This is a genomic window from Kineosporia corallincola, from assembly GCF_018499875.1.
GTDB classification, from domain to species: Bacteria; Actinomycetota; Actinomycetes; order Actinomycetales; family Kineosporiaceae; genus Kineosporia; species Kineosporia corallincola.
The window spans coordinates 84,104-103,550 of record NZ_JAHBAY010000017.1 but is presented as its reverse complement, the minus strand read 5'-3'; the positions used below and the strand labels follow the sequence as shown (position 1 = coordinate 103,550).

Below are 19,447 nucleotides of genomic sequence, written 5' to 3'. Positions count from 1 at the left end.
GCCCTTCGTCCGGAGGTCGGGCCGTCAGGTGCGCCCGGTCCGATCCTGCCTCAGATCGGTCCCAGAGCGGTCCGGAGCGGCCCGGGACCGCCGGGACGAGGGTGGCCAACCCCGACCCGCGTACCTACAGTGGGGAAGTCCCCCGTGACACGGCCGACAAACCGGATGGACCAAAGGCGGTTCTCCACAGTGAATGTTGGGCAGCAGCGCGACCGGCCGGCGACGGCCGGCCATGCGGACACCGTGTACGACGCCTGGGAACGCTTCGTCCGGGGCGACGACCAGGTGCTCGGCGTCCGGCCCGAGGTGGCCATCTCCTGGCACCGCTGCCGGGAGAGATACCGGGTCGACCCGCAACTCACCGAGGCCCCGGTCGCCATGGCCGAGATCCAGCACACGCCCGAGCACGACGGGGTGTTCGCCGAGCTCGGCTTCCGGGCGGCGGCGGTCGCCCAGGACGTCGGCTTCGCCGGTGGCGTGCTCACCGTCACCGACTCCACCGGCCGCATCCTGGCCGAGTGGGGCGATGCGGCCACGCTGGCCCGGGCCGCGGAGGCCAACCTGGCCCCCTGGTTCTGCTGGTCCGAGGCCGCGGCCGGCACCAACGGCATGGGCATGGCGCTGGAGGCGCACGGCCCGGTGCTGGTGCGCGGCGCCGAGCACTGGTGCCAGGCCTTCCACGACTGGACCTGCGCCGGGATCGCGGTGCGCGACGTGGTCAGTCGCGAGCCCATCGCCGTCCTCAACATCTCCTGCTGGCGCAGTCAGCTGCCCTCGTACGCGGGCAGCTGGCTGACCAACGCGGCGTCCACCACCCAGGGCCAGCTGCGCCGGCGCGCCCGCACCAGCGGCGGTGAGCTGGTCGCCGCGTACACCCAGGCCCGCGCCTCCTCCACCGGGTCCCTGGCCGCGATGGACACGGCCGGCAAGGTGGTGATCGCCGACGAGAGCGCGAGCGTGCTGATGGGTGTGCCCGCCGCGACCCCGGCCCTGGACCCCACCGTGCGCTGGAATCCCGGCCTGCCGCAACTGATCGGCGCCATCCGCTACGCCAGCTCGCAGGCGGCCCGCAACCCGGACTGGGTCGGGTCCACCCAGGTGTTCACCCACCTCACCGCCGACCCGACGCCGGTCGTCGTGCGTCCCGTGTTCCTGGCCCGTCACCTGATCGGGCACCTGGTCCGGTTCGGTGCCTGCGACGCCGCCCCGATGCCCGAGCAGCCCGAGCGCCCGGGACAGGCCGGCCCGGCGGCGACGCGCCGGGTGGTCGCCACCCGCGACAACCGGATGGTGCTGCTGCGCCCGCCGGAGATCCGCTCCGCCGAGTCGGACGGGAACGACGTGTGGCTCTCGACCGACCAGGGACGCCTGCGGGCCGCCTCACCGAGCCTGGACCGGCTCGGCGGCGAGCTCGCCGCGGCCGGGTTCCTGCGCGTGCACCGGCAGTACGTGGTCAACCTCGGCCGGGTGCGGGAGGTCGAACGCGGGCGCGGCGGTGAGCTTTTCCTGATCATGGACGGCGAGGAGACGGTACCGGTCTCCCGCCGCAACGCCCCGGCCGTGCGCCGCGCCCTGGACTTCTGATGCCCGACGGCGCGCACAACGGCGGTGGCCTCGGACTGCCTCCCTCCCCACCCGACCGGCGCCCCCGGGCGTCCACCGACGACCGCGACTGGTGGCCCGACCGACTGGACCTGACCGCCCTGAGCCGGCCCCGCGGGGGTCCGCTCGGCGACGACTTCGACTACGCCGCGGCGTTCTCCACGATCGACCTGGACGAGCTGGCGGACGACGTGGACACCGTGCTGACCACGTCGCAGGACTGGTGGCCCGCCGACTTCGGCCACTACGGCCCGCTGATACTGCGGATGGCCTGGCACTGCGCGGGCACCTACCGGGCGTACGACGGGCGCGGCGGGGCGAGCGCGAGCCTCCAGCGCTTCTCGCCGGTGGGCAGCTGGCCGGACAACCGCAACCTGGACAAGGCCCGGCGTCTGCTGTGGCCGGTCAAGAAGAAGTACGGACGCCGCCTGTCCTGGGCCGACCTGATGGTGTTCGCTGGCAACCGGGCCCTGGAGACCATGGGCCTGCGCACCCTGGGCTACGCCGGCGGCCGGGCCGAGGTGCTGCGCCCGGAGCCGGTGTACTGGGGGCCGGAACGCACCTGGCTGGGCGACGACCGGCACTCCGGCGTCCGCGATCTGGAGAACCCGCTGGCCGCCGACCAGATGGGCCTGATCTACGTGAACCCGGAAGGCCCCAACACGGTTCCCGACCCGGTGATGTCGGCCCGCGACATCCGCGACACGTTCGCCCGGATGTCGATGGACGACGAGGAGACCGTGGCGCTGATCGTGGGCGGCCACACCTTCGGCAAGACCCACGGCGCGGCCGACCCGGAACGCCACCTGGGCCGCGAGCCCGCCGCCGCGCCGATCGAGCACCAGGGCCTGGGCTGGCCCGGTGACCACGGCTCGGGCCGGGCCGGCGACACGATCACCAGCGGCCTGGAGGGCACCTGGACACCCACCCCGACCACCTGGGACAACAGCTATCTGACAGCACTTTTCGGCTTCGAGTGGGACGTCGCGCTGAGCCCGGCCGGGCTGTGGCAGTGGGTGCCGCGCGGCGGGGCGGGCGCCGGAACCGTGCCGGACGCCCACGACCCGGACCGGCGGCACGCCCCGACGTTCCTGACCACCGACCTGGCCCTGCGCTTCGACCCGGTGTACGAGCCGATCGCCCGGCGGTTCCTGGTGCACCCGGACCAGCTGGCCACCGCGTTCGCCCGGGCCTGGTTCAAGCTGACCCATCTCGACCTCGGGCCACGCAGGCGCCATCTCGGGCCGCTGGTGCCGGACGAGACGTTCCTCTGGCAGGACCCGGTGCCCGCACCACGCCACGATCCACCCGGTCCGCAGCTGCTGGCCCGGCTGAGACGGCGGCTGCTGGAGATCCCGGTGCCGCACCTGGTCTCGGCCGCCTGGGCGTCCGCCTCCACCTACCGGCACAGCGACCGGCGGGGCGGCTCGGACGGTGGGCGGCTGCGCCTGGAACCGCAGCGCGGGTGGCCGGTCAACGATCCCGGCACGCTGCACGGCGTGCTGCGGGCCCTGGAGGAGATCCGCGGCCAGGACGACGCGATCTCGGCGGCCGACCTGATCGTGCTCGGTGGGTGCGCCGCCGTGGAACGGGCCGCCCGGGACGCCGGGGTGGAGATCGAGGTGCCGTTCACCCCGGGCCGCGCCGACGCCCCGCAGGAGTGGACCGACCCGGTCTCGTTCGCCGCCCTGGAACCGTCCGCCGACGGTTTCCGCAACTACCGCGACCGGCGGGCCCGGCGTCCTGCGGAGCACCTGCTGGTAGACCGCGCGGCTCTGCTGACGCTCAGCGCGGCGGAGATGACCGTGCTGGTGGGTGGCCTGAGGGTGCTCGGCGTGGGCGACCCGGAGCTGGGTCCGTTCACCACCCGTCCGGGGGTGCTGACCAACGACTTCTTCACCAATCTGCTCGACGACTCGGTGGTTTGGGAACCGGACGACGGGAAGGGTTCCCTCTCGGCGACTTTCACCGGACGGAACCGGTCGTCCGGCCAGGTGCGCCGGCGGGCCAGCCGGGTGGACCTGGTGTTCGGGGCCGACCCGGAACTGCGCGCCCTGGCCGAGGTGTACGCCGCCGACGACGGCCAGGAGATCTTCGTGCGGGACTTCGTCGCCGCCTGGGCCAGGGTCATGGACCTGGGCCGGTCCTGATCGGGCTGCGGTGCGTTCCCGGGTGTGAACGGTAGCTCCCGGCAGGCGAACGGCGGCACCTTGGTCGCCCCGCGCCCCGGGCGTAAGGTCGCGCTCAGCAGCCCATTTGAGGAGTTGAGGTCGATGACGACCGTGGAGGACCGGGAAGACCTGCTGGACCGGCTGGGACTGGGCGCACAGAACACCGCCGCTCTCGGCCGGCTGCTCAACACCGGCAACATCGCCCAGGCGAGCGAGGACGCCGACGGCCGGATGTCCGCGACCATCCGGATACGCCCCGACGAGATCTGCTGGGACCCGTCCATTCTGGTGCTGCCGCACGGCGGTGACGTCGACCTGGAGATCATCAACGACGACCAGAACACGCACTGCGCGCTGCTGCCGAGCAACGGCGACCGCAAGTTCATCTGGCTGGTGAACCACTCCCGCGGCCGGGCCACGCTGAATCTCGACGGCCCGGGCTACTACTGGTTCAGCTCCCCCTCGGGCAACGACGAGGGACGCGGCCTGACCGGGGCGATCGTCGTGCTCGGCGACGTGCCCCCGGAGGCCCGCCTGGACCGCCCCGACCAGCCCCGGCCCTAGGAAGGAACGCGTCATGACCGACATCGAGTACGTCGACGCCGGCGAGGCCGTCGACCAGGGACGGCTCAGCGGCAAGGTGGCCGGCGGCGACGTGGCCCCGCCGGTCGCCGAGAACCTCGACTACGAGCGGATTGTCGAGGCCCGGTCGGAGCCGCAGAACTGGCTCACCTACTACGGCACCTACGACGGCCAGCGGTACAGCCCGCTGGACCAGATCAACACCGGGAACGTGAAGCAGATCGGCCCGGCCTGGATCTTCCAGGCCGGCGTCAGCGGCATCATCGCCGGCACCTCCACCTACTCGTTCGAGGCCACCCCGATCGTGGTCGACGGCGTGATGTTCCTGTCCGGCTGGGACGGCTGGGTGTGGGCCCTGGACGCCAGGACCGGCACCGAGATCTGGCGGTACAAGCATGCCGTGCCCTTCGACGTGTCGCTGTGCTGCGGCAACGTGAACCGTGGCGTGGCCGTGGCCCAGGGCAAGGTCTTCTTCGTCACCGCCAACGCGCACGTGATCGCGCTCGACGCGACCACCGGAAAACGGGTGTGGGACCGCACCTACGGCGACGTGCGGGCCGGGGAGAGCGGCACACTGGCCCCGCTGGTGGTGAAGAACCTGGTGATCGTGGGCAGTTCCGGCGGCGAGTTCGGGGTGCGCGGCCACCTGGACGCCTTCGACCTGAACAGCGGCGAGCACCAGTGGCGCTGCTACATGGTGCCCAAGCCGGGCGAGCCCGGCTCGGAGACCTGGCCCGCCGACGGCGAGGCCTGGGCCCGGGGCGGCGGGAACTGCTGGCTGACCGGCACCTACGACCCCTCGACCAACCTGCTCTACTGGGGCACGGGCAACCCGGCACCGGACTTCGACGGCGGTGTGCGCGAGGGCGACAACCTCTACACCGACAGCATCGTCGCGGTGGACGTGGACGCCGGTGAGATCCGCTGGCACTACCAGTGCACCCCGCACGACGTGTGGGACTACGACAGCATGAGCGAGTGCATCCTGTTCGAGCGGGACGGCCGGAAACTGCTGGCGCACTTCGACAAGAACGGCTACCTGTTCGTGCTCGACCGCACGAACGGGGAGCGGGTCTCGATCACGCCCTTCGTCGACCGGATCACCTGGGGCGCGATCAGCCGCGACGGTCAGGTGGTGCCTAAGGTCTACCCCGAGGAGGAGGGCGTGCAGGTGCACTTCTACCCCGGGCCGGCCGGGGCCAAGGAGTGGACGCACGCGGCGTACAGCCCTCGCACCGAACTGTTCTACGTGCCGATCCAGGACGTCGGTGCCACCGCCGCCCGGCGCCGCCGGGAGTTCCGGGAGGGCATCCCGTACTGGAGCGCCGGGGTGTCGGTCGACATTGAGGAGGCGGTCGGCTACATCAGCGCCTTCGACGCCGACGGCGAGGAGAAGTGGCGCTGGCGCAACGAACTCCCGATGTGCGCGTCCGTGCTGGCCACGGCCGGCGACCTGGTGTTCGCCGGTGAGCCCTCCGGCGAGTTCAACGCCTGGGACGCCCGCACCGGTGAGCTGCTCTGGCAGTTCCAGTGCGGCAGCGGGCATCACAGCAGCCCGGTGACCTACACCGTCGACGGCCGCCAGTACGTCGCGGTGCCGGTCGGCTGGGGCGGCTGGGCCGAGGGATTCCTGCCCGGCATGCTCGGCGCCGGGCACGGCAGCGCCCTGATCGTGTTCGCCCTGCCCGAGACCGATCCCACCCGGGGCGACTGACCTCTCGAGAGGAGGTGGAACCTGTGGATTCCCAGACCGATTGGGAGACACCCGAGTTCGACGAGATCGCCGTCGCACCCGAGGTGACCATGTACATCGCCCAGCTGGACGACTGAGCGGGGCACCTCGTGCCCGGCCACGGTGGTGGCCGGGCACGGGACCGCCCCCCGGACACAGGAGCGTCACATGCGGGTGCGAATCCTCGGGGCCGCCGCCGGCGGCGGCTCGCCACAGTGGAACTGCGGGTGCGCGGTGTGCCGGGCCGTGCGCTCGGGGGCCGCGCCCGCCCGCACCCAGTCGTCCGTCGCGGTGAGCCCGGACGGCCGGGAGTGGTTCCTGTTCAACGCCTCTCCGGACGTCCTGGGCCAGATCGCCGGCCTGCCGGCGGTCACGGGTGGACGACGCACGCCGTTCGGCGCCGTGCTGCTGACCGACGCCGAGCTCGACCACACCCTCGGGCTGGTGCTGCTGCGCGAGGCACCCGGCCTGCGCCTGTTCGCCACGCCGGCGGCACACAAGACGCTGACCGACGGGTCGGGGCTGCTGCCGCTGCTGGAACGGTACTGCCCGGTCTCCTGGACGCCGGTGGTCCCGGAGGCGGAATTCGCTCTGGGCGAGAATCTTTCGTGCCGGGCGTTCGACGTGCCCACGACCAAGCGCGACCGGTTCGGCCTCGACCCCCGGGCGCCGGGGCGGGTGGTCGGCTACCGGATCACCTCGGGCGGCGCCGGCGTGGTGTACCTGCCGGGGGTGCAGGCCCTGACCCCGGCCGTGCTGGAGCGGATCCGGGGCTGCGACTGCCTGCTGATCGACGGAACCTGCTGGAGCGACGACGAACTGCCCCGGCTCGGCCTGGGCCGCAAGACCTCCCGGGAGATGGGGCACCTGCCGGTCAGCGAGGGGCTGGCACTGGTCGCCGGGCTCGACGTGCCCCGCATCGTCTACCTGCACCTGAACAACACCAACCCGATGCTGCTCCACGACTCGCCCGAGCGCGGCATCGTGACCGATCACGGCGCCGAAGTGGCCTTCGACGGCCTCGAACTGGAGGTGTAGACGGTGACGACCGACTTCGTCGGGGCCCTGCGGGCCCACTCCCGGCAGTACCACGACCAGCATCCCCTGCACGTGCGGATGAACGCGGGCGAGTGCGACCCACGCCAGATCCGCGGCTGGGTGGCGAACCGCTTCTACTACCAGGAGAACATCCCGCGCAAGGACGCCGCGATCCTGGCCAACTGCCCGGATCCGGCCGTGCGCCGTCGCTGGGTCCGCCGGATCACCGACCACGACGGCACCGGTCCCGGCGAGGGTGGCATCGAGGCCTGGCTGCGGCTGGGCGAGGCGGCCGGCCTGACCCGTGAGGAGCTGCTCGACCACCGGCACCTGGTGCCCTCGGCCCGCTTCGCCGTGGACGCCTACGTCGGCTTCGCCCGCACCCGCCCCTGGGTGGAGGCCGTCGCGTCGTCCCTCACCGAGCTCTTCGCGCCCGACCTGATGGCCGAGCGGCTGGCCGCGTTCGAGAAGCACTACACCTGGATCGACCCGCAGGGCCTGGCCTACTTCCGGGCCCGGCTCGAACAGGCGCCCCGCGACAGCGAACACGCCCTGGAGGTGGTCACCACGCACTGCCGCGACGCCGCGTCACAGGCCCTGGCGGTGCGGGCGCTGTCGTTCAAGTGCGACGTGCTGTGGAGCCTGATGGACGCCATCGACCGGGCCTACCCGTCATGACCGCCACCGCGCTGGTGTCGGCGCTCGACCGGCCCCGCCCGGCCCGGCACGTGCGGCTCACCTGGTCCCGGGCCCGGCGCGCCCCGGTGCTGCTGCTGCCCGAGACCGTGGTGGTGCTCAACGGTTCCGGCGTGGAGATCTTCCGGCTGTGCGACGGAACCCGCACCGTGCGGCAGATCGTGGATGAACTGGGCACCCGCTACCGGGGGGTGCGCGAGGACGAGGTGCGCCGCTTCCTCACCGGCCTGGTCGCCCGGCGCTGCGTGGAGCTGGCCCGATGAGCGAGGCTCCGGCCGGCGCGCCGTTCGGGCTGCTCGCCGAGCTCACCTACCGTTGCCCCCTGGCCTGCGCCTACTGCTCCAACCCGCTGAACCTGGCCGACTACACCGACGAGCTCGGCACGTCCGAGTGGCGGCGGGTGCTCACCGAGGCCGCCGACCTCGGGGTGCTCCAGTGCCACCTGTCCGGCGGGGAGCCGCTGCTGCGCCGCGACCTGCCCGAGATCGTGCGGCACGCCTCGGAACTCGGCATGTACACCAACCTGGTGACCAGTGCCCTCGGCCTGTCCCGGCGGGCGGCGGAACGGCTGCGGGAGGCCGGGCTGGACCACGTGCAGGTGAGCATCCAGGCCGACGATCCGGCGCTGTCCGACCGGATCGCCGGCACCCCCTCGTTCCGGCGCAAGGTCGAGGCGATGCACCTGGTCAGGGAGCTCGGCTGGCCGCTGACCGTGAACGTGGTGCTGCACCGGCAGAACATCGACCGGGTCGGCGCCGTGCTGGCCCTGGCCGAGGAGGTGGGTGCCGACCGGGTGGAGCTGGCCAACACCCAGTACTACGGCTGGGCCTGGCGCAACCGGGACGCCCTGCTGCCGGGCCGTGATCAGCTGGAGCGGGCCGAACAGGTGGTGCGGGCGGCGCGGGAGCGGCTGCGGGAGCGGATGGACGTGCTCTACGTCGTCCCCGATTATTACTCGCGCTACCCGAAACCCTGTATGGGTGGCTGGGCCTCACGACAGCTGACGATCACCCCCACCGGCGACGCGCTGCCCTGCCCGGCCGCGCAGTCGCTGCCCCTGCCGCGGGCGAGCGTGCGCGACGCCGGGCTGGAACAGATCTGGCGGGACGCCCCGGTGATGCGGGCCTTCCGCGGCACCGGCTGGATGCCCGATCCGTGCCGTGAGTGCGACCGCAGGGAGGTGGATTTCGGCGGCTGCCGCTGCCAGGCCTTCCAGCTCACCGGCGACGCCGCGCGCACCGACCCGGTCTGCCACCTCTCCCCCGACCACGGCCTGGTGACCGAGGCCGTGCGGGCGGCGCAGGGTCCCGTGCACCTCGATCTGATCCCCCGCCCGCACCGGTCGTAGGAGACGATGATGTCCGTCCTGCTCTTCGTGGCCGGCGCGGCCCTGCTGGTCTACTGCGCCGAGAAACTCGTCTCCTACCTCGTGGGAGCGGCTGCCGGTCTGCACATCTCGGTGTTCCTGCTGGCGATTCTCTTCACCGGCATCGAGTTCGACGACGTCGCCCTCGGCATGGTGCTGAACCTGGACGACCTGGGCGAGGTGGCGCTGGGAACGGTCTTCGGCACGGCGATCTCGATGACCGGCGTGGTGCTGGCGCTGGCCGCGATCATCAGCCCGGGCCGGGTCGACATCCCGCGCCCCTACGTGCTGCTGTTCGCCGCCTCGCCGGTGCTGATGCTGCCGTTCGTGCTGACCGGCCCCCTCACCGTCGTGCACGGGGTGATCCTGGTGCTGCTGTTCGTGGCCTTCATCGGCTACGTGGCCTCGCGCGAGCTACGCAGCACCACACCGGTTTTCCGGAACGCCGAGATCCTGGAGAAGGTCGGTGCCGGCGGCCCGGAGCGCCACGACACGCCCCCGTTCACCGTCACCGCGCCGTTCACCGACCGGCCGCCGCACCCCTGGGCCGGGCTGGGCCTGGCCCTGCTCGCCCTGACCGGGCTGATCGCCGCCGCCGCGGTGACCAGCGCCGGCATCGAGGGAATGCTCGACGACTTCTCCATCGAGGGAACACTGTTCGGCGCGACGATCGCCACCCTGGTGCTCTCGCTCGAAGACATCTTCCTCACCGTGGAGCCGCAGCGCAGGGGCGTGTCCGAGATCGGGATCGGGAACGTGATCGGCAGCGTGGTTTTCGGCGTCACCGCGAAGCTCGGCCTGATCCTGCTGACCGGCGGCGACATCGAGATCGGCGACGACGTGCTGCGCTGGCACCTGCCGGTTCTGGCGGTCATGACCGGCCTGGCAGCGCGTTTCATCCTGTCCGGGCGACTGCGGCGACGGCACGGGGTGATCCTGCTGGCGCTGTACGTCGCGTACTGGGTGGTGTGTTTCACCGTGCTCGACGGGGTACCGGTCGACGACTGACGTCCACCACATGTTGCGATGTGGTTCATGTCACCATGACCGAAATGATCCGTTCATCCGTCTGTGTGCTTACGGTGTCACCGCCCCGGCCGGGCCGCTCGACACCACTCGCACAGTTGGGAAACCCATGCGTTCTGCGTCCACCTCCGCCCGCCTGGCCACCGTCGCCCTGGCCGCCGGCCTGATCGTCGCACCGGCCGCCACCGCCTCGGCCGCGTCGTCGTGCACCTGGAACGTCCACACCCCGGACGTGCCGGCGGGCTACGTGACGTTCAATACCTTCGGCGCGGGCGGCGACTACTTCGTGGGCAACGGCCGCGACCAGCAGTGGAACACCGTACCCGTGCTCTGGCACGGCGACGACGCCACGGTGCTCGACACTCCCGGCACCCAGGGCGGAGACGCCTACGACGTGAACGCGGACGGGCTGGTGGTGGCGTTCGACCGCGAGCAGCAGCGGCCGTACCTCTGGCAGGACGGCACGGTGACCCCGCTGGCCGTGCCGGACGGGGCCGTCGATCCGGTCGCCCTCTCGATCAACAGCTCCGGCACGATCGTCGGCTCGGCGCTGGTCGGCGGGGTGTCGCACGGCATCGTCTGGTCGGCGGACTCCCCCGGCACCTACCAGGACCTCGGCACCGGCCAGGGCTGGCTCACGCTGGGCGACGTGAACGACGACGGCGTCATCGTCGGCACCACCCGGCCGGACGAGCTCGGACCCGGCACCGCCCTGAAGGGCACCGCCGAAGAAGGGCTTTCACCGCTGTTCGACCGGGACGACCTGAACGAGAGCAACGCCGGCCAGATCGCCGGGCCGTACGTGACCGGCTCGGTCACCTTCACCGAGGGCTACCGGATCGCCCAGTACGTCTGGAAGGACGGCGAACTCACCGAGACCCCGCCGGGATTCCGCGCCGCGCAGGTGAACAGCGACGGCCTGGTCGCCGGCAACCAGAGCGTGGACGCCGCGGGCCCGGGATTCCTCGGGGCCGGGGTGTGGCAGAACGGCGCCCTCAGCCCTCTTCCGCTGCCGTCGACCGGCGGCGTCGGCGTGCGCCTGGTCACGGACACCGGGCTGATCATCGGCACCAGCCCCACGGCCGACCCGGACACCGACGACGGGCGGCCCGTGCCGGTCACCTGGACCTGCGACTGACAGCACGGCAACCCATGGTGGACGACGCCGGGCCGTGCGGACCCGGCGTCGTCCACCGGTGAGAGCCGTTCAGAAACAGGCCCGTTCGGCATCCTGACGGATCCGGTCGATCTGGGCCTGACTCAGACCCACCTGCTCGCGCGCCGCGGTGTACTCCCCCGACAGGGTGATCGCCGAGGCCCGGGGGTCGTCGGTGGCCAGTGCCACCGGCACCCCGGCCGCGAGCAGGGCGTGCACCGGGTGCTCGCGGTAACTCGCGGCGACCCCGGTGTGCAGGTTGCTGGTCAGCGCCACCTCCAGGGTGATCCCCTCGGAGGCCAGGTGTTCCAGCAGTGCCGGGTCTTCGGCGGCACGCACGCCGTGCCCGATCCGCTCGGCCCCGAGGTGCCGGACCGCGTCCCACACGCTCCGCGGCCCGGCACCTTCCCCGGCATGAACGGTGACGTGCAGACCGGCGTCGCGGGCCCGGGCGAAGGCCGGCGCGAAGTCCACCGCCGGCACCCCGCCCTCGTTGCCCGCCAGGTCGGCCGCGACGAACAGCTCGCGTCGCGACAGCAGCGTGTTCACCTGTGCCAGGCCGTTCTCCGGCCCGAGGTCACGCAGCAGGATGCCGATCAGGCCGACCGTGAGCCCGGGCACCGCCCGCGCCCCGTCGGCGACCGCATCGATCACCGCCTCCGGCGCCAGGCCCGTCTCCTGGGCGATGAACCACGGGCTGAACCGCAGCTCCAGATGGTCCAGCCCGTCGTCCGCGGCGTCCCGCACCGCCTCCCGGGCACCCCGCTGCCAGTCCTCGGCCCGGGGGAACGCCGACGCGGCCACGTCGACCTTGGCCAGGAACGGCACCAGACCGCCGAGCGGGCCACGGGCCACGAGCAGGTGCTCCGGATCCGGCGCGGCGGCGAGCGGATGGCCGTCGCGGTGGGCCAGCTCCAGGATCGTCGCCACCCGGAGGGAGCCTTCGAGATGGCGGTGCAGGTCGATGAAACGCATGACGGAAGGGGCCTTTCGGGCAGGAAGGATGGATACGCAGCAGCACGCCGGGCTACTGGTAGAAGTCCTGCCGGAAGGAGTGGTCGCCGAACACCACGGCCGGGCGCACCACGCGCAGGGCCGGGGTCTCGATCACGCGGGTGATGCTAGCGCAGGCCACGGGCACCCGGTGTGGGAGAGAATCCGGTCATGCTGCCCGAGGACTTCGCCGCCCGCACCCTGCGACGCGAGGGCCCGGCCGCCGCGCGCTGGCTGCGGGAGTACCCGGCCGTGGTCGAGGGGCTGCTGCGCCGGTGGGAGCTGCGGCCGACCGGGCGGCGGCAGGCCGGGCAGGTCGGGGTGGTGCACCAGGTCGTCGATGCCGCGAACACCACCCTGGCGCTGAAACTGGGCTGGCCGGACCGGTGGTCGCGGCACGAGGTGCGGGGGCTGCTGGCCTGGGAGGGGAACGGTGCGGTGCGGGTGCTGCGGCACGACCCGGGCAGCGGGGCCTTCCTGATGGAGTGGCTGCGCCCGGACACCGATCTGACCGGCCTGCCGGTGGCCGGGGCACTGGAGGTGAGCGCGCGGCTGCTGGGGCGGCTGCACCGCCCGGCGGGCCCGGATTTTCCCCGGGCCGTGGACGACCACCGCGAGCAGCCGGACTGGACGCCGCGCTACGCGTCGCGGTTGCGGGAGCTGAGCCGGATCCTCGACGACGTGCTGGCCGGCGAGCCGGAGTACCTGCTGCACGGCGACTTTCACTACGAGAACGTGCTGCGCGACCAGGACGGCACCTGGCGGGCCATCGACCCGAAGCCGGTGCGCGGCCCGCGGGAATACGACCTGCTGCCACTGCTGCGCAACCGGGTCGACGAGTACCCGCCGCACCTCGACCTGGAGACCGCGGTGCACGAGCGCCTGGAAGAGCTGCTGCGGCTCACCGGCCTGGACCGGCGCCTGGCCCGTCTGCTCACCCACACCCGGTCGCTCGCGGACGCGAACTACGCCCACCGGCTGGGCGAGACCGGCTTCGAGAAGGTGGCGCTGGCCATCGCCCGGGCCACGGCCTGAGCGCGGATCAGGAATGCCGGCATCCATCGGGTTGACGGCCGGCGTCGTCTCCCCGTAGACAGCGCTGGACCAGATTCGCCCACCGGATGGGAACCCCGTGCCGACTGAACAGCTCATCGGATCGATCAGCCCCGACCGGTCGCTGCTGGTGGTCGCGGTGGAGGAGGAGGCGCAGTTCCTGCCGGCCGCGCTGCCGATCCTGATCACCGGCATCGGCAAGATCAACGCCACGCTGGCGCTGAGCACGGCCCTGGCCGGCGGTATCCGCCCGGCGGGCCTGGTCAACCTGGGCACGGCGGGCGCCCTGCGCCCCGGCCTGGCGGGCCTGCACGAGGTGGGCACCGTGATCCAGCACGACCTGGACACCGAGCTGCTGTTCCGGCTGACCGGCGAAACCTTCGGCGCCCCGCTGGATCTCGCGCACCCGGGCGGCACGACGCTGGCGACCGGCGACGCGTTCGTGGCCGGCGGCCCGCAGAAGGAGCGGCTGGCGGAACAGGCTCACCTGGTCGACATGGAGGGCTACGCCGTGGCCGCCGTCGCGCAGCGCCTGGGCCTGCCGGTGCGGCTGATCAAGCTGGTCAGCGACGAGGCCGACGAGAACTCGGCCCGCACCTGGCCGGAGACGGTGAGCGAGTGCGCGCGGGTGCTGGCCGGCTGGGTGTCGGCGGAACTGCTGGGAGACGAACCGTTGCGGGACGAACTGCTGCGGGACGAACTGCCCTGAGACGACGGACGGCCCGCCCCCGGTGCAGCGGGGACGGGCCGTTCGGGGATGCGGCTGTCAGCCGAGCGAGGCCAGGGCCTTGTTCAGTGTGGCCGACGGACGCATGATCGCCTCCGCCTTGGCCGGGTCGGGCCGGTAGTAGCCGCCGATGTCGGCGGCCGGGCCCTGCGCGGCCAGCAGCTCGGCGGTGATCACCGACTCCTGCTCGGACAGGGTGCCGGCCAGCGGCGCGAACCGCGCGGCCAGTTCGCCGTCCTCGGTCTGCGACGCCAGCTCCTGCGCCCAGTACAGCGCGAGGTAGAAGTGGCTGCCCCGGTTGTCGATCTCACCGGCCTTGCGGCTCGGCGACTTGTTCTCGTTGAGGAACGTGCCGGTGGCCCGGTCGAGGGTGTCGGCCAGGACCTGCGCGCGGGGGTTCTTCGTGGTCTGCGCCAGGTGCTCGAAACTGACGGCCAGGGCCAGGAACTCGCCGAGGCTGTCCCACCGCAGGTGGTTCTCCCGGAGCAGCTGCTGCACGTGCTTGGGCGCCGAGCCGCCGGCGCCGGTCTCGAACAGACCGCCCCCGTTGATCAGCGGCACCACCGACAGCATCTTCGCGCTGGTGCCCAGCTCGAGGATGGGGAACAGGTCGGTGAGGTAGTCGCGCAGCACGTTGCCGGTGACCGAGATGGTGTTTTCGCCCTTGCGGATGCGCTCCAGCGAGAACTTCGTGGCCTCGACCGGGTCGAGGATCCTGATCGTCAGGCCCTCGGTGTCGTGCTCGCCGAGGTACTCGTTCACCTTGGCGATCAGCACGGCGTCGTGCGCCCGGGCCTGGTCGAGCCAGAACACGGCCGGGTCGCCGGTGGCCCGGGCCCGGTTGACGGCCAGCTTGACCCAGTCCCGGATCGGCACGTCCTTGGTCTGGCAGGCGCGCCAGATGTCGCCCTGCTTCACCTCGTGCTCGATCAGGACGGTGCCGTCGGAGGCCACGACGCGGACGGTGCCGTCGGCCGGGATCTCGAAGGTCTTGTCGTGGCTGCCGTACTCCTCGGCCTTCTGCGCCATCAGGCCCACGTTCGGAACCGAGCCGATGGTGGCCGGGTCGAGCGCGCCGTTGGCCCGGCAGTCGTCGATGACGGCCTGGTACACACCGGAGTAGCTGCTGTCGGGCAGCACCGCGAGGGTGTCGGCCTCGTTGCCGTCCGGGCCCCACATGTGACCCGACGTGCGGATCATCGCCGGCATCGAGGCGTCGACGATGACGTCGCTGGGCACGTGCAGGTTGGTGATGCCGCGGTCGGAGTCGACCATGGCCAGCGCCGGGCCGTCGGCCAGCTCGGCGTCGAACGACGCCTTGATCGCCGCGCCGTCGGGCAGGCCCTCCAGCCCGGCCAGGATCGCGCCGAGGCCGTCGTTGGGGTTGAGCCCGGCCGCCGCGAGCGCGGCACCGTACTGCTCGAAGGTGCGCGGGAAGAACGCCCGGATGACGTGGCCGAAGATGATCGGGTCGGAGACCTTCATCATGGTGGCCTTGAGGTGCACGCTGAACAGCACGCCCTCGGCCTTGGCCCGGGCGATCTGCTGCGCCAGGAAGCGGTTCAGCTCGGCCACGTCGAGGCGGGTGGCGTCGACGACCTCGCCGGCCAGCACCGGCACGCCCTCGCGCAGCACGGTGGTGGTGCCGCCGGAGACCAGCTCGATGCGCAGCTGCGTGTCGGCGGCGATGACCACGGACTTCTCGCTGCCGCGGAAGTCGCCGGCCACCATGGTGGCCACGTTGGTCTTCGAGTCGGCCGACCAGGCGCCCATCCGGTGCGGGTGGCGGCGGGCGTAGTTCTTCACCGAGCCGGGCGCGCGCCGGTCGGAGTTGCCCTCGCGCAGCACCGGGTTGACGGCGCTGCCCTTGACCCGGTCGTAGCGGGCGCGCACGTCACGCTCGTCGTCGGTGGCCGGGCTGTCCGGGTAGTCGGGCAGGTCGAAGCCCTGCGCCCGCAGTTCCGCCACGGCCGCCTTGAGCTGCGGGATCGACGCGGAGATGTTGGGCAGCTTGATGATGTTGGCCTCGGGCCGCCGGGCGAGCTCACCGAGCTCACCCAGGGCGTCGTCGAGCTTCTGCCCCTCGGGCAGCCGGTCGGCGAAGGCGGCGATGATCCGTCCCGAGAGCGAGATGTCCCGGGTCTCGACGCTCACGCCCGCGGTGCCCGCGTACGCCTGCACGATGGGCAGCAGCGAATACGTGGCGAGTGCCGGGGCCTCGTCCGTATGCGTGTAGATGATGGTGGAAGCGTCCGCCAACGCTGGCTCTCCGTCCTTCGGATCCGGTTGCGTGGTGCCTGCGCGGGCAATGCGCGCAGTCACCACGCCCTGGTCGACCATGAGCCTACGACGGACCGTCGGCCCACGGTCACCGAGCCCGGCGTGCCGTGGTTCGCATTCTGCTCACCTCTGTGGCTCCCGCGACGTACAGCGTGATCGCCTCGTCGAGCACCGCGTGGGCCTGTTCGAGGGGCAGGCGCCGGGAGGTGACCAGGTCGGCCGTGCCCTGCATGGTGGCCATCAGCACGAGTCCCAGCCGGGGCGGGCCCGCCCCGGCGTCACCCTCCTCGCCCAGCAGCTGCTTCAGCAGCGTGAACAGCCCGGTCGCCGCCTCCTGCACCTCGGGCGGGGGGTCGTCGGTCTTGGCGGCCCACATCAGGTCGAGCAGCGCGGCGTCGCGGGCGGCGAAGTCGAGGTAGGCGGCCCCGCCGGTGCGCAGGTCGCTCACCCGGTCGCCGGAGCCGGTGGCGGCGCCGACCTGCGCCGTGAGCCGGGTGAACCCGCGCACCGCGAGCGCGTCGACCAGGGCCTTGCGGTCGATGAAGTGGGCCCGCGGCGCGCCGTGGCTGACGCCGGCCTCGCGGGCCAGCTCGCGCAGGGAGAGCGCCTCCAGGCCGCGTTCGCGCAGCACGGTCTCGGCGTGGTCGAGCAGGACGGCGCGGAGGTTGCCGTGGTGGAAGGGACGGTGCGCCATGCCGCCATGGTATGCCGAAGTAGTCATTGACTATTTTCTAGGCAGTGCCTATTTTCGAGCGGTGAGCGAATCCGGCACAGCCCTGTGGATGCCCCGGCGCGGCGCGCGCCTCGTGGTCGGCCCGGCCCCCTACACCCCGCCCGGGCCGGGCGAGGTGGTGGTGCGCGTGCGCGCCGTGGCCGTGAACTTCTTCGACACCCTGCCCGCCATCGGTTATCGCGTGGTGCTGCCCTGGGTCCGGTTCCCGGCGGTGATCGGGTCGGACGTGGCCGGCGAGGTGGTCGAGGTGGGCCCCGGCGTCACCCGCCTGCACCCCGGCGACCGGGTGGTGGGCCAGGCCTTCGGGCTGGAGCGGAACCGTAACCGCCCGGCCGAGGGCGCTTTTCAGCAACACGTCGTACTGATGCAGCACATGGTCGCGCCGCTGCCGGCGCAGCTGTCGTTCGAGCGGGCCGCGGTGCTGCCGATGGCGGTCTCCACCGCGGCGACCGGTCTGTTCCAGCCCGATCACCTGGGTCTGGCCCTGCCCACCACGACCCCGCAGCCACAGGACTCGACGGTGCTGGTCTGGGGCGGCTCGACCAGCGTCGGCGTGAACGCGGTGCAGCTCGCCCACAACGCCGGCTACCGGGTGGTGGCCACGGCATCGCCCCGCAACCGCGACTGGGTGCACTCGATGGGCGCCGCCGAGGTGGTCGACTACCGCAGTACCACCGCCGTCGCCGAGCTGGCGGAGAGGATCGGCGACCGGCCGCTGGCGGGCACGATCGCGATCGGCCGGGGCTCGCTGCCGCCGGCCGTCCAGGTGGCCGCCCGCACCATCGGCACCCGGCGGGTGGCCTCGGCCCAGCCCGGCCCGATCACCAACCTGCGCGCGAGGTCGGCCCGGCGGCGCGGGGTCGACGTCAGCGTGATCTGGGGCGGCACGCTGAAGGACAACGCGATCGGCCCGGCCGTCTGGACCGGCTACCTCCCGGCGGCCCTGGCCTCCGGCACGCACCGGGCCACGCCCGACGCGACCGTGGTGGGGCACGGGCTGGAGGCGATTCCCGATGCCCTGGACCGGCTGCGCGGCGGGATCTCCGGGGAGAAGCTCGTGGTCACGCTCTGACCGGAACGGCCGGGCTCCTCGTCGTCCATGATTGAAAACCCTTTAGCATGGCTGCCCGTGGCGCACGACGAGCTGGATCTGCAACTGCTGCAAGCGCTCCAGCTCGACGGGCGGGCCTCGTTCGGCCGGATCGCGGCGGTCCTGGGTGTCTCCGACCAGACCGTGGCCCGGCGCTACCAGAAGCTGCGCACCTCGCTGCGGCTGCGGGTGCTCGGCATCGTCGACGAGACCCGGCTCGGCCGCCCGAGCTGGGTGGTGCGGCTGCACTGCGCCCCCGACGGCGCCGCCCGGCTGGCCGACGCCCTGGCCCGCCGCGACGACACCGTCTACGTCGCCCTGCTCAACGGCGGCACCGAGGTCACCTGCGGGATCAAACCCCGCGACCGGCAGGCCCGCGACGATTTGCTGCTGCAACGGCTCCAGCGCACGCCCCGGGTGAGCGCGGTCAGCGCGCACTCCATCATCCACTCGTTCTTCGGGGGCCCCTTCCACTGGCTCAGCAAGCTGGACGCGCTCACCGGCGACCAGCAGGACCAGCTGCGACGCCCGGTCCCCGACCGGGCGGGCGAACTCACCCTGGACGCCACCGACGAGGCGATCGTGGCCGCCCTGCGCCAGGACGGCCGGACCTCGCTGCGCGAGCTCCAGGACGTCACCCGGCAGACCGGGGAGACCGTGCGCCGCCGCCTGAACCGGCTGCGCTCGGCCGGGGTGCTCTTCTTCGACGTGCAGTACGACGCCGAGCCGCTGGGCCACGGCACCGACGTCATGCTCTGGATCACCACCGCACCCACCGCCCTGACCACCGTGGGCCGGGCGCTCGCCGGGCACCCGGAGGTCTGGTTCGCGGCCGCCACCACCGGGGTCAGCAACATCATCGTCTCGATCCGCTGCCGCGACAGCGCCCACCTCTTCACCTACCTGAGTGAGCGGCTGGGACGACTCGACGGCATCCTCCAGATCGAGACCGCGCCGATCCTGCGCCAGGTCAAGCAGCGCGAGCTCACCCCCTGACGCCGGCCGGGAGGCTGTGGCAAAGGCCGCCCGGAACCGTCCCGGGTGTCGGGATTCCACGTTCCCGGGCCGGCGACTGGAGCCCGGAGGCGGTGCGCACCCAGACTCACCGGGTCCGAAACAGCCTGCCCGGAAATGAGAATCCGCACGTGAGCGACACTGCACCAGCCCCCGATACCGAACGGCCCGACCGCAGAACGGCCACC

At 72.3% G+C, this 19,447-nt stretch carries 18 protein-coding genes; 15 read left to right on the top strand and 3 right to left on the bottom strand.

The genetic code is table 11. The features are described 5' to 3' along the window. The first annotated feature begins 189 nt into the window (after positions 1-189). The 11 genes from KIH74_RS39025 to KIH74_RS31195 all read left to right on the top strand — a co-directional run bounded on the left by KIH74_RS39025 (position 190) and on the right by KIH74_RS31195 (position 11,351). The gene (locus KIH74_RS39025) at positions 190-1,584 is read left to right on the top strand and encodes a DNA-binding protein (protein ID WP_214160007.1); all 1,395 of its coding nucleotides are present in this window, start codon (positions 190-192) and stop codon (positions 1,582-1,584) included. After that, entirely contained in the window at positions 1,584-3,752 is a 2,169-nt protein-coding gene (gene katG, locus KIH74_RS31240; protein ID WP_214160006.1) for a catalase/peroxidase HPI, read from the top strand. The genes KIH74_RS39025 and katG overlap by 1 nt, the downstream gene beginning before the upstream one ends. Positions 3,753-3,875: 123 nt before the next feature. Next, positions 3,876-4,337 (top strand): MSMEG_3727 family PQQ-associated protein, encoded by a 462-nt coding sequence (locus tag KIH74_RS31235; protein WP_214160005.1) that lies wholly within the window; start codon positions 3,876-3,878, stop codon positions 4,335-4,337. A 13-nt stretch (positions 4,338-4,350) separates the two neighbouring features. Continuing rightward, positions 4,351-6,069, top strand: a complete 1,719-nt coding sequence (locus KIH74_RS31230; RefSeq protein ID WP_214160004.1) for a PQQ-dependent dehydrogenase, methanol/ethanol family — start codon at positions 4,351-4,353, stop codon at positions 6,067-6,069. A gap of 23 nt (positions 6,070-6,092) precedes the next feature. Then, positions 6,093-6,185, top strand: coding sequence for a pyrroloquinoline quinone precursor peptide PqqA (pqqA, locus tag KIH74_RS31225; RefSeq protein WP_214160003.1), 93 nt, complete (start codon positions 6,093-6,095; stop codon positions 6,183-6,185). A gap of 70 nt (positions 6,186-6,255) precedes the next feature. Beyond that, on the top strand, positions 6,256-7,125 hold the full coding sequence (pqqB, locus tag KIH74_RS31220; RefSeq protein ID WP_214160002.1) for a pyrroloquinoline quinone biosynthesis protein PqqB: 870 nt from the start codon (positions 6,256-6,258) through the stop codon (positions 7,123-7,125). A gap of 3 nt (positions 7,126-7,128) precedes the next feature. After that, positions 7,129-7,803: a pyrroloquinoline-quinone synthase PqqC gene (gene pqqC, locus KIH74_RS31215; protein WP_214160001.1), complete on the top strand. Its 675-nt coding sequence runs from the start codon at positions 7,129-7,131 to the stop codon at positions 7,801-7,803. After that, entirely contained in the window at positions 7,800-8,084 is a 285-nt protein-coding gene (gene pqqD / locus KIH74_RS31210; RefSeq protein WP_214160000.1) for a pyrroloquinoline quinone biosynthesis peptide chaperone PqqD, read from the top strand. Before pqqC ends, pqqD begins: the two co-directional genes overlap by 4 nt. Further along, on the top strand, positions 8,081-9,169 hold the full coding sequence (gene pqqE, locus KIH74_RS31205) for a pyrroloquinoline quinone biosynthesis protein PqqE (protein ID WP_214159999.1): 1,089 nt from the start codon (positions 8,081-8,083) through the stop codon (positions 9,167-9,169). Before pqqD ends, pqqE begins: the two co-directional genes overlap by 4 nt. A gap of 9 nt (positions 9,170-9,178) precedes the next feature. After that, positions 9,179-10,195, top strand: a complete 1,017-nt coding sequence (locus tag KIH74_RS31200; protein WP_214159998.1) for a sodium:calcium antiporter — start codon at positions 9,179-9,181, stop codon at positions 10,193-10,195. A gap of 127 nt (positions 10,196-10,322) precedes the next feature. Continuing rightward, positions 10,323-11,351 carry a hypothetical protein gene (locus KIH74_RS31195; protein WP_214159997.1) on the top strand — a complete coding sequence of 343 codons (1,029 nt, stop codon included), beginning with the start codon at positions 10,323-10,325 and terminating at the stop codon, positions 11,349-11,351. 69 nt (positions 11,352-11,420) lie between these two features. On the opposite strand, the gene add is transcribed toward KIH74_RS31195, so the two are convergent. Then, positions 11,421-12,344: an adenosine deaminase gene (gene add / locus KIH74_RS31190; protein ID WP_214159996.1), complete on the bottom strand. Its 924-nt coding sequence runs from the start codon at positions 12,342-12,344 to the stop codon at positions 11,421-11,423. Positions 12,345-12,533: 189 nt separating this feature from the next. Between add and KIH74_RS31185 the strand changes: the two genes are divergently transcribed. Together KIH74_RS31185 and KIH74_RS31180 are read left to right on the top strand one after the other, a co-directional pair. Next, positions 12,534-13,397 carry an aminoglycoside phosphotransferase family protein gene (locus KIH74_RS31185; RefSeq protein WP_214159995.1) on the top strand — a complete coding sequence of 288 codons (864 nt, stop codon included), beginning with the start codon at positions 12,534-12,536 and terminating at the stop codon, positions 13,395-13,397. A gap of 97 nt (positions 13,398-13,494) precedes the next feature. Continuing rightward, the gene (locus KIH74_RS31180; RefSeq protein ID WP_214159994.1) at positions 13,495-14,124 is read left to right on the top strand and encodes a nucleosidase; all 630 of its coding nucleotides are present in this window, start codon (positions 13,495-13,497) and stop codon (positions 14,122-14,124) included. A gap of 57 nt (positions 14,125-14,181) precedes the next feature. On the opposite strand, the gene KIH74_RS31175 is transcribed toward KIH74_RS31180, so the two are convergent. Together KIH74_RS31175 and KIH74_RS31170 are read right to left on the bottom strand one after the other, a co-directional pair. Continuing rightward, positions 14,182-16,401 carry an NADP-dependent isocitrate dehydrogenase gene (locus KIH74_RS31175; protein ID WP_214159993.1) on the bottom strand — a complete coding sequence of 740 codons (2,220 nt, stop codon included), beginning with the start codon at positions 16,399-16,401 and terminating at the stop codon, positions 14,182-14,184. A gap of 109 nt (positions 16,402-16,510) precedes the next feature. Continuing rightward, the gene (locus KIH74_RS31170) at positions 16,511-17,116 is read right to left on the bottom strand and encodes a TetR/AcrR family transcriptional regulator (RefSeq protein ID WP_214159992.1); all 606 of its coding nucleotides are present in this window, start codon (positions 17,114-17,116) and stop codon (positions 16,511-16,513) included. Positions 17,117-17,177: 61 nt separating this feature from the next. On the opposite strand from KIH74_RS31170, the gene KIH74_RS31165 reads away from it, so the two are divergent. Together KIH74_RS31165 and KIH74_RS31160 are read left to right on the top strand one after the other, a co-directional pair. Beyond that, complete coding sequence (locus tag KIH74_RS31165) at positions 17,178-18,227, top strand: zinc-binding alcohol dehydrogenase family protein (protein ID WP_214159991.1); 1,050 nt, start codon at positions 17,178-17,180, stop codon at positions 18,225-18,227. A 57-nt stretch (positions 18,228-18,284) separates the two neighbouring features. After that, positions 18,285-19,241 (top strand): AsnC family transcriptional regulator, encoded by a 957-nt coding sequence (locus tag KIH74_RS31160; RefSeq protein ID WP_214159990.1) that lies wholly within the window; start codon positions 18,285-18,287, stop codon positions 19,239-19,241. The last annotated feature ends 206 nt before the right edge of the window (positions 19,242-19,447 follow it).

Coding starts and splice junctions, on each gene's coding strand:
- katG (WP_214160006.1), top strand. CDS start 1,584: ATGCCCGACGGCGCGCACAACGGCGGTGGCCTCGGACTGCCTCCCTCC.
- KIH74_RS31235 (WP_214160005.1), top strand. CDS start 3,876: ATGACGACCGTGGAGGACCGGGAAGACCTGCTGGACCGGCTGGGACTG.
- KIH74_RS31230 (WP_214160004.1), top strand. CDS start 4,351: ATGACCGACATCGAGTACGTCGACGCCGGCGAGGCCGTCGACCAGGGA.
- pqqB (WP_214160002.1), top strand. CDS start 6,256: ATGCGGGTGCGAATCCTCGGGGCCGCCGCCGGCGGCGGCTCGCCACAG.
- pqqD (WP_214160000.1), top strand. CDS start 7,800: ATGACCGCCACCGCGCTGGTGTCGGCGCTCGACCGGCCCCGCCCGGCC.
- pqqE (WP_214159999.1), top strand. CDS start 8,081: ATGAGCGAGGCTCCGGCCGGCGCGCCGTTCGGGCTGCTCGCCGAGCTC.
- KIH74_RS31200 (WP_214159998.1), top strand. CDS start 9,179: ATGTCCGTCCTGCTCTTCGTGGCCGGCGCGGCCCTGCTGGTCTACTGC.
- KIH74_RS31195 (WP_214159997.1), top strand. CDS start 10,323: ATGCGTTCTGCGTCCACCTCCGCCCGCCTGGCCACCGTCGCCCTGGCC.
- add (WP_214159996.1), bottom strand. CDS start 12,344: ATGCGTTTCATCGACCTGCACCGCCATCTCGAAGGCTCCCTCCGGGTG.
- KIH74_RS31185 (WP_214159995.1), top strand. CDS start 12,534: ATGCTGCCCGAGGACTTCGCCGCCCGCACCCTGCGACGCGAGGGCCCG.
- KIH74_RS31170 (WP_214159992.1), bottom strand. CDS start 17,116: ATGGCGCACCGTCCCTTCCACCACGGCAACCTCCGCGCCGTCCTGCTC.